Raw genomic sequence first — 6,442 nt, 5'->3', positions numbered from 1 at the left:
TCGAGGGACTCGGAGTCCCTCGATGTGGCATTCACGGAACGTCGTAAGACGCGCGGGTCCCCTTGAGCATCGGCACATCCCCGCGGCGGCGGGGAACGCACTGGACCCACAGAGCCGCAGGTCGGATGCGTCGGTGTAAAGCCTCAGCCGCGTGGGGCGATGGTCTGGCCCGGCTTCATGGTCGGGCCGCAGTCGTCCAGCGGAGCCGTGACGAAATGCTGGCCCTCGACGTTCATCATCGTGGTCGCCGCGTAGTGCCGGACGGCCTCGAGCTTCGCCATGTCGGTCACCGCGTCCTTGCGGACGAAGTCGCCGTTGCGCAGGCCGGGGCCCGGATAGACGAAGATCGGGTAGTAGTCCTGGTCGATGCGCGGGTCGACGGCGATGCCGTTGCCGCTGGCCCACGGTCCCCACGAGTGGATGAAGGTCGGCTTCACCTTGTCGAACACGTAGTCCCGCAGGCCGTGGATGTCGTCCTTGTGCAGGTAGTCGGCGACGTTCGCCTCGACGAGGCCCGCCATGTCGACCAGCTGCAGCCTGCTCGTCATCGACGAGCCGCCGAGGTCGGGCAGCAACAGTGACGCCTGCTGCAGGCCCAGCATGTCGGCGATGGTGTTGAACCCGCGGCCGAACCGGTCGGCCACCAGGCAGGCCGGGATGGTCGGGGACTTGATGAACTTGTCCGAGACCTTCACGAACCCGATCGCCGACGGGACCAGCGACGCGATCACCACGACCAGCGCGACGACCCGGATCACCGGCGCCTTGACCGTCCGCAGGAACTCCGCCAGGCACATCGTCCCGGCCAGCGCGCCCAGCGCCCACACCGGCGTCGCGAAGCGGTACTGGTCCATCCAGTCCGGGATCAGCACGCCGAACGCGACGATCCCGAGCGCGAACGGCGTCAGCAGCACGTACAGCGCGCGCCGCCACGGCGCCTTGACCATCGCCCAGACGATCAGGGCCGCGACGACGACGACCGCCGCGACACCGATGTACAGCACCAGCGCGCCGGGCCGGATGATCGACGTCAGGTCGGGCAGGCCCTGCTGCTTCGCGATCGACGGATTGGCCAGCAGCCGCCCGCCGAACTCGCTGTGCCGCCAGGCGACGTACGCGCCGAACGGGATCGCGAACGCGGCCAGCGAGATCAGGACGTGCTTGATGCTCGTGCCGAGCACCGGGCGCCGCAGCTGCCACAACACCGCCAGCGGGTACGCGCCCACGTAGATCAGCCCGTCCGGCCGGGTCAGCGCGCAGAAGGCGACCAGCAGCCCCGCCACGGTGGCGACCTTCCAGGACAGCAGATTGTCCTTGCGGGCCGCGACGAACAGCAGCACCGCGAGCCAGACGACGCCGAACGCGAACAGCGAGTTCTCCAGGCCGGACACGACCCAGATCACGAACGACGGGATCGTCGCCAGCGTCAGCCCGGCGACCAGGGTGATCGCCCAGGCGTGCCGCCGGAAGATCTGCCGCGCGGCCACCTGGAACCCGGCGAGGATGCCGCCGGTGAACAGCAGCCCGAGCAGCTTCGGGAACAGCACGTAGTCCGGGATGCCCAGCAGCAGGCCGTGGTCGAACAGCCCGGCGACCTTGCCCAGCGCGAGCAGGACCATCCACGTCGGGTCGGAGAAGCCCTCGACCGGCGGTGCCCCCGGCTGCAGCACCGGGCCGAGGCCGTCGGCGAAGCTGCGCGCGTAGGAGAAGGTGATGGCCGCGTCGTCGACGATCCAGTGCTTGTAGCGGGTGGCATGCCAGGCGACCGCCGCGACCCCGGCGAGTACCGCCAGGTACGGGGCCAGCCGCAGCGCCCAGCCGCGCCGCTCGGTTTCGGAATCCGGCGTGCTGGGCAGGTCACGTTCGGATGCTTCGCTGAGTGCGCTTGCCGTCATGTCCCCGTCACTGTTCCTATTCACAGGCCTTGCCGAGAAACGCACGAGCCTGCGCCCCCGTGAGGAGGATCCCGGGCGGGATCCGTCGTCGCGGCGCCACAGCGCCCTCAACTTCGAAGCAGCACTCTAGCCAATACCTCATCCGGCCCTGTCCACGCGTCATCATCGGGCGTGATCCATCCCACATTTCACCATCACGGGCAACCGCCGGTGTCCGGCCTATGACCGCGGGGTCATGAGAGATGGGAGATGTCGTTGACCAGCCGGACCGAGGCGTTGCCGTCCGGGTAGAACTCCGCGATCGACAGCGACGCGAGGTCGAGGTGCAGCCGGAACAGCAGCGACGGGCCGGCGTCCAGGCCCATCCGCAGCAGCGCCTTGATCGGCGTCACGTGGCTGACCACCACGATCGTCCGGCCGCCGTACTCGGCGATCAGCTCGTCGCGTGCCTTCCGGACGCGGCGGTGCACGACGTCGAAGCTCTCGCCGTCCGGCGGCGGCACCGACGTGTCGCCGAGCCACTGGCCGTGCAACTCCGGGTCGCGTTCCTTGGCCTCGGCGAAGGTCAGGCCCTCCCACTCGCCGAAGTCGGTCTCGATGAGCCCCGGGTGGGTTTCGACGCGGCCGCCGAGCGCGTCGGCGACGGCCTGCGCGGTCTGCTTCGTCCGGGTCAGCGGGGACGCGATGATCGGCGCCGCCTCGCCGTCGACTACGAGACCAGGCATCCCGGCGAGCCGTTTGGCCGCCGCGGCGGCCTGTGCCTGGCCGTGTTCGGTCAGCGGGACGTCGCCGCGGCCGGAGTAGCGCCGGTCGATCGACATCGCCGTCTGGCCGTGCCGCAGCAGCAGGAGCTTGGTGGGGGTACCGCTGGCGCCGGTCCAGCGCGCGGGGGAAGAGCGGTCGGTTTCCTTCACGACGGCCTTCGCGGCCTTGACCTGCTTCCCGGCGGCCGCGTCCATCGCCTCGTTCGCCAGCCTGTCCGCGTGGGAGTTCTCCGCACGCGGAATCCACTGGTAGGTGACGCGGTCGAACCCGGCGGCCAGTTCCCTGGCCCGCGCGGCAAGGGGCTGCAGCGCGGCGTGCTTGATCTTCCACCGGCCGGACATCTGCTCCACCACGAGCTTCGAGTCCATCCGGACGTCCACTGTGGACGCTCCGGCCTCGGCGGCGGCTTCGAGACCGGCGACGAGACCGGAGTACTCCGCGACGTTGTTGGTCGCGATGCCCAGCGATTCCCGGCGCTCGGCCAGCACCTCGCCGGTGGCGGCGTCCTTGACGGCCGCGCCGTAGCCAGCCGGGCCGGGGTTGCCCCGCGACCCGCCGTCGGCCTCGACGATCACGCGGACTGGAGGCATTCGTGAGCGATCATGGCGAAGCCCCGCTTGCGGATGCCGACCGGGTGCGGGTGTCCCGCAAGACTCGGTCACAGGCCCGACTCCAGCGTGCGGACCAGGATCGCGCCGCAGTTCTCGCACTGCACGATGGTGTCCTCGGGCGTCGCCTTGATCTCGGCGATGGTGTTGCGGTCGAGTTCGAGCTGGCAGGCGCCGCACCGGCGGGCCCGCAACAGCGCGGCGCCGATGCCCTTGTGCGCGCGGACCCGCTCGTACAGCTTGAGCACGTCGGCGGGGAACCTCGGCACCAGCTTGGCGCGGTCCTCTTCGCGGCGCGCGGTCGTGGTGTCGAGGTCCTTGAAGGCCTCGTCACGCCGGCCGGCCGCGGCGGCGACGTCGTGGGCGGCCTTGTCGACCTCGGCGCCGGTCCGCTTCGCGTCGAGTTCGAGGGCCTCGCGCTGTTCCATCAGTTCGAGCAGGTCGTCCTCCAGCGCGGTCTGGCGGCGCTGGAGGCTCTGCAGTTCGTGCTCGATGTCGGTCATCTGCTTGGCGTTGACCGAACCCGATTCGAGCAGCTTGCGGTCGCGATCCCCGCGCGCCCGCACCGACTCGATCTCCTTCTCTTGCCGCGCGACCTCGCGGTCGAGGTCGGACGCGGCGGTCTGCACCGACACGAGCGCGTCGCGTTTCTCGCGCAGCGTCTTCTCCCCCGCCTCGATCTCGGCGATCTCCGGAAGGGTGCGACGGCGGTGCGCGGTGCGCGAGAGCTCGGCGTCCACCTTGGCGAGGTCGAGCAGCTGGCGCTGGACGGCGGAATCGGCCTTCACGGTGCTCCCTGTAGTTGTCGTTGTTCAGGCGCTAGGCGCGGAGGTTCCACGGGTCGGTGCACCGCGTGGAGACGCAGGTGTCGACGGTACCCGCTGTCGCGGCCTCGACGACGGCCGAGGCTTGCCCGCACCAGGGCCATTCGCTGGCCCAGTGCGTCACGCCGACCAGCGCGGGCACCACGCCGGTGCCGCCGAGGTGTTCCCCCGCCGGATGATGACGCAGGTCCGCGGTGACGAAGGCGTCCACCTCGGCTGCGGTCGCGCGCGCGAGGTAGGAATCGCCCGCGCCCCCGGACACCGCGACCGTGCGGATCGGGCGCTCCGGGTCACCGGCGCCGAGGACGCCGGGAACCGTGGCGGGCAGCGCTTTCCCGACCCGCTCGACGAAGTCGGCGAACGGCTCGGCCTCGGGCAGCTCGCCGATCCGGCCGATGCCGGTGACACCGTCGGGGTTCGGATCGAGCGGGCGCAGCACGCGCAGGCCGATCGCCCCGGCGAGCGCGTCGGACACCCCGGGGTCGGCCGAATCGGCGTTGGTGTGCGCGCAATAGAGCGCGACACCGGCCCGGATCATCCGGTGCACGAGCCCGCCCTTGGCGGTGTCCGCCGGCACGCCGTGCACTCCGCGCAGCAGCAGCGGATGGTGCGCGACGATCAGCTGCGCACCCAGCTCGATCGCCTCGTCGACGGTCTCGGTGACCGGGTCGACGCAGAACAGCACTCGCGTGACGTCGTCGGCGGGGTCGCCACATACGAGCCCGACGGCGTCCCAGGATTCGGCCAGTTCGGGCGGGTAGGCGGCTTCGAGCGCTGTGATGATGTCGGAGACGGCGGGCATCCGGCGATTTTCGCATGTAGCGTCTCGACGGGTGAGGACCCCGCATCTCGTCTTCGTCTGCTCCGGCAACATCTGCCGCTCCCCCATGGCCGAGCTCGTGTTCCGGCACGCGCTGGCCGACGCCGGGTTGTCGGATTCCGTGCGCGTGTCGAGTGCTGGGATCGGCCCGTGGCACGTCGGCGAGCCCGCGGACAAGCGGGCCCGCGCGACGCTCAAGGCCCACGGCTACCCGACGTCGCACGTGGCCTCCGAAGTCGACGAGGACCAGTTGGACGCCGATCTGCTGCTGTGCGCCGACGAAGGTCACGTCGACTTCCTTCGCGCACGGGCCACCGATCCGTCGCGGGTGCGGCTGCTGCGTTCGTTCGACCCGTCCGCGCCCGAAGGCGCCGAGATCCCCGACCCGTATTACGGCGGCGACGACGGGTTCACCGAGGTGCTGGGCATGATCGAGCGCAGCGTGCCCGCGTTGCTCGACTGGGTGCGAGCCCACAGCTGACGAGGTCGCCGTCGTGGTCGCGGCGGGGACGGCCTACCGTGGAGGTGTGCGCTTGCGGTTCCTGCTCCGGCCCGGCTGGCTGGCGTTGACGGTGGTGGTGTTCACCTTCGCCGTCTGCTGCTACACCCTGCTCGCGCCGTGGCAGTTCCGGCGGGACACCGATCGCGAGATCCAGAACGCGGCCGTGCGGGCCTCCTTCACCGCCGCTCCGGCGCCGTTGTCCCAGGAACTGGCCCCCGGCGCCGAGCCGGACCAGCGCACCGAATGGCGCCTGGTGACCATGACCGGGACGTATCTGCCGGAGGCCGAGGTCGTCGCGCGCCTGCGGACCGTGCAGGGCCAGGGCGCCTCCGAAATCCTCACCCCGTTCCGCACCACCGACGGCACGATCGTGCTGGTCGACCGCGGCTACGTGGGCCTGTCGGCCGACTCCGGCGTCCCGCCCTACGCGGCGCCTCCGACCGGGACGGTGACGCTCGTCGCGCGTGCCCGCCCGGACGAAACGGATCCCAAGAACCGCGAGGTCACCGCCGACGCGTCGTCCGGCGGGAAGCTGCAGAGCTACGTCGTCGACTCGCGGGTCGTCGCCCGCGCCGCGAAGCTCGACATCCGCCCCGGCTACTTCCAGCTCGACGTCGACCAGCCCGGCGTCCTCAAGCCGCTGCCGTTGCCGCAGCTCGACTCGGGGCCGTTCTTCTCGTACGCGCTGCAGTGGATCGCCTTCGGCACCATGGCGCTGCTGGGCTGGCTGTACTTCACGGTGCGCGAGCTCAAGCCGGGCGGCGCGCTCACCACGCCACGGCCCGAGCGGGGACGTCGCAAGTCGGTGGCCGAGATGCTCGCCGAGGACGAGGAAGGCGAGCGGTCCGAGACCCCGTCCGGCCCGGCGGACGGCCCGGCGGACGGCCCGCCAGCGGAGCAAGGGACCTTTACTGCCGCTCGTTAGTTCCGCTAAGCAACGCAAGCAAAGGTCCCTTGCTCTCTTTCCGCAGGTCAGGACGGGCTCGGCGTGCCGTTAAGGCCACCTTACGGGTGTCAGACGCCCGTAA

At 70.7% G+C, this 6,442-nt stretch carries 6 protein-coding genes; 2 read left to right on the top strand and 4 right to left on the bottom strand.

Going from position 1 to position 6,442, the window contains the following annotated elements:
- Positions 1-143: 143 nt before the first annotated feature.
- The 4 genes from ACFWX1_RS37510 to ACFWX1_RS37495 all read right to left on the bottom strand — a co-directional run bounded on the left by ACFWX1_RS37510 (position 144) and on the right by ACFWX1_RS37495 (position 4,894).
- The gene (locus ACFWX1_RS37510; RefSeq protein ID WP_378394575.1) at positions 144-1,895 is read right to left on the bottom strand and encodes a hypothetical protein; all 1,752 of its coding nucleotides are present in this window, start codon (positions 1,893-1,895) and stop codon (positions 144-146) included.
- Positions 1,896-2,128: 233 nt separating this feature from the next.
- Positions 2,129-3,250 (bottom strand): bifunctional RNase H/acid phosphatase, encoded by a 1,122-nt coding sequence (locus ACFWX1_RS37505; RefSeq protein WP_378394574.1) that lies wholly within the window; start codon positions 3,248-3,250, stop codon positions 2,129-2,131.
- A 68-nt stretch (positions 3,251-3,318) separates the two neighbouring features.
- Positions 3,319-4,056, bottom strand: a complete 738-nt coding sequence (locus ACFWX1_RS37500) for a zinc ribbon domain-containing protein (RefSeq protein ID WP_378394573.1) — start codon at positions 4,054-4,056, stop codon at positions 3,319-3,321.
- Positions 4,057-4,087: 31 nt separating this feature from the next.
- Positions 4,088-4,894: a Nif3-like dinuclear metal center hexameric protein gene (locus ACFWX1_RS37495; RefSeq protein WP_378394572.1), complete on the bottom strand. Its 807-nt coding sequence runs from the start codon at positions 4,892-4,894 to the stop codon at positions 4,088-4,090.
- Between the two features lie 31 nt (positions 4,895-4,925).
- Here ACFWX1_RS37495 and ACFWX1_RS37490 point away from each other — a divergent pair, with 31 nt between their 5' ends.
- On the top strand, positions 4,926-5,393 hold the full coding sequence (locus ACFWX1_RS37490) for a low molecular weight protein-tyrosine-phosphatase (protein WP_378394571.1): 468 nt from the start codon (positions 4,926-4,928) through the stop codon (positions 5,391-5,393).
- Between the two features lie 46 nt (positions 5,394-5,439).
- Complete coding sequence (locus ACFWX1_RS37485) at positions 5,440-6,339, top strand: SURF1 family protein (RefSeq protein WP_378394570.1); 900 nt, start codon at positions 5,440-5,442, stop codon at positions 6,337-6,339.
- Positions 6,340-6,442: the final 103 nt, after the last annotated feature.

This window comes from Amycolatopsis sp. NPDC059021 (assembly GCF_042739895.1).
Lineage (GTDB): Bacteria > Actinomycetota > Actinomycetes > Mycobacteriales > Pseudonocardiaceae > Amycolatopsis.
Note: the sequence above shows the minus strand (reverse complement) of the source record. Positions and strands in the feature narration are given on the sequence as shown.

Coding starts and splice junctions, on each gene's coding strand:
- ACFWX1_RS37510 (WP_378394575.1), bottom strand. CDS start 1,895: ATGACGGCAAGCGCACTCAGCGAAGCATCCGAACGTGACCTGCCCAGC.
- ACFWX1_RS37505 (WP_378394574.1), bottom strand. CDS start 3,250: ATGCCTCCAGTCCGCGTGATCGTCGAGGCCGACGGCGGGTCGCGGGGC.
- ACFWX1_RS37495 (WP_378394572.1), bottom strand. CDS start 4,894: ATGCCCGCCGTCTCCGACATCATCACAGCGCTCGAAGCCGCCTACCCG.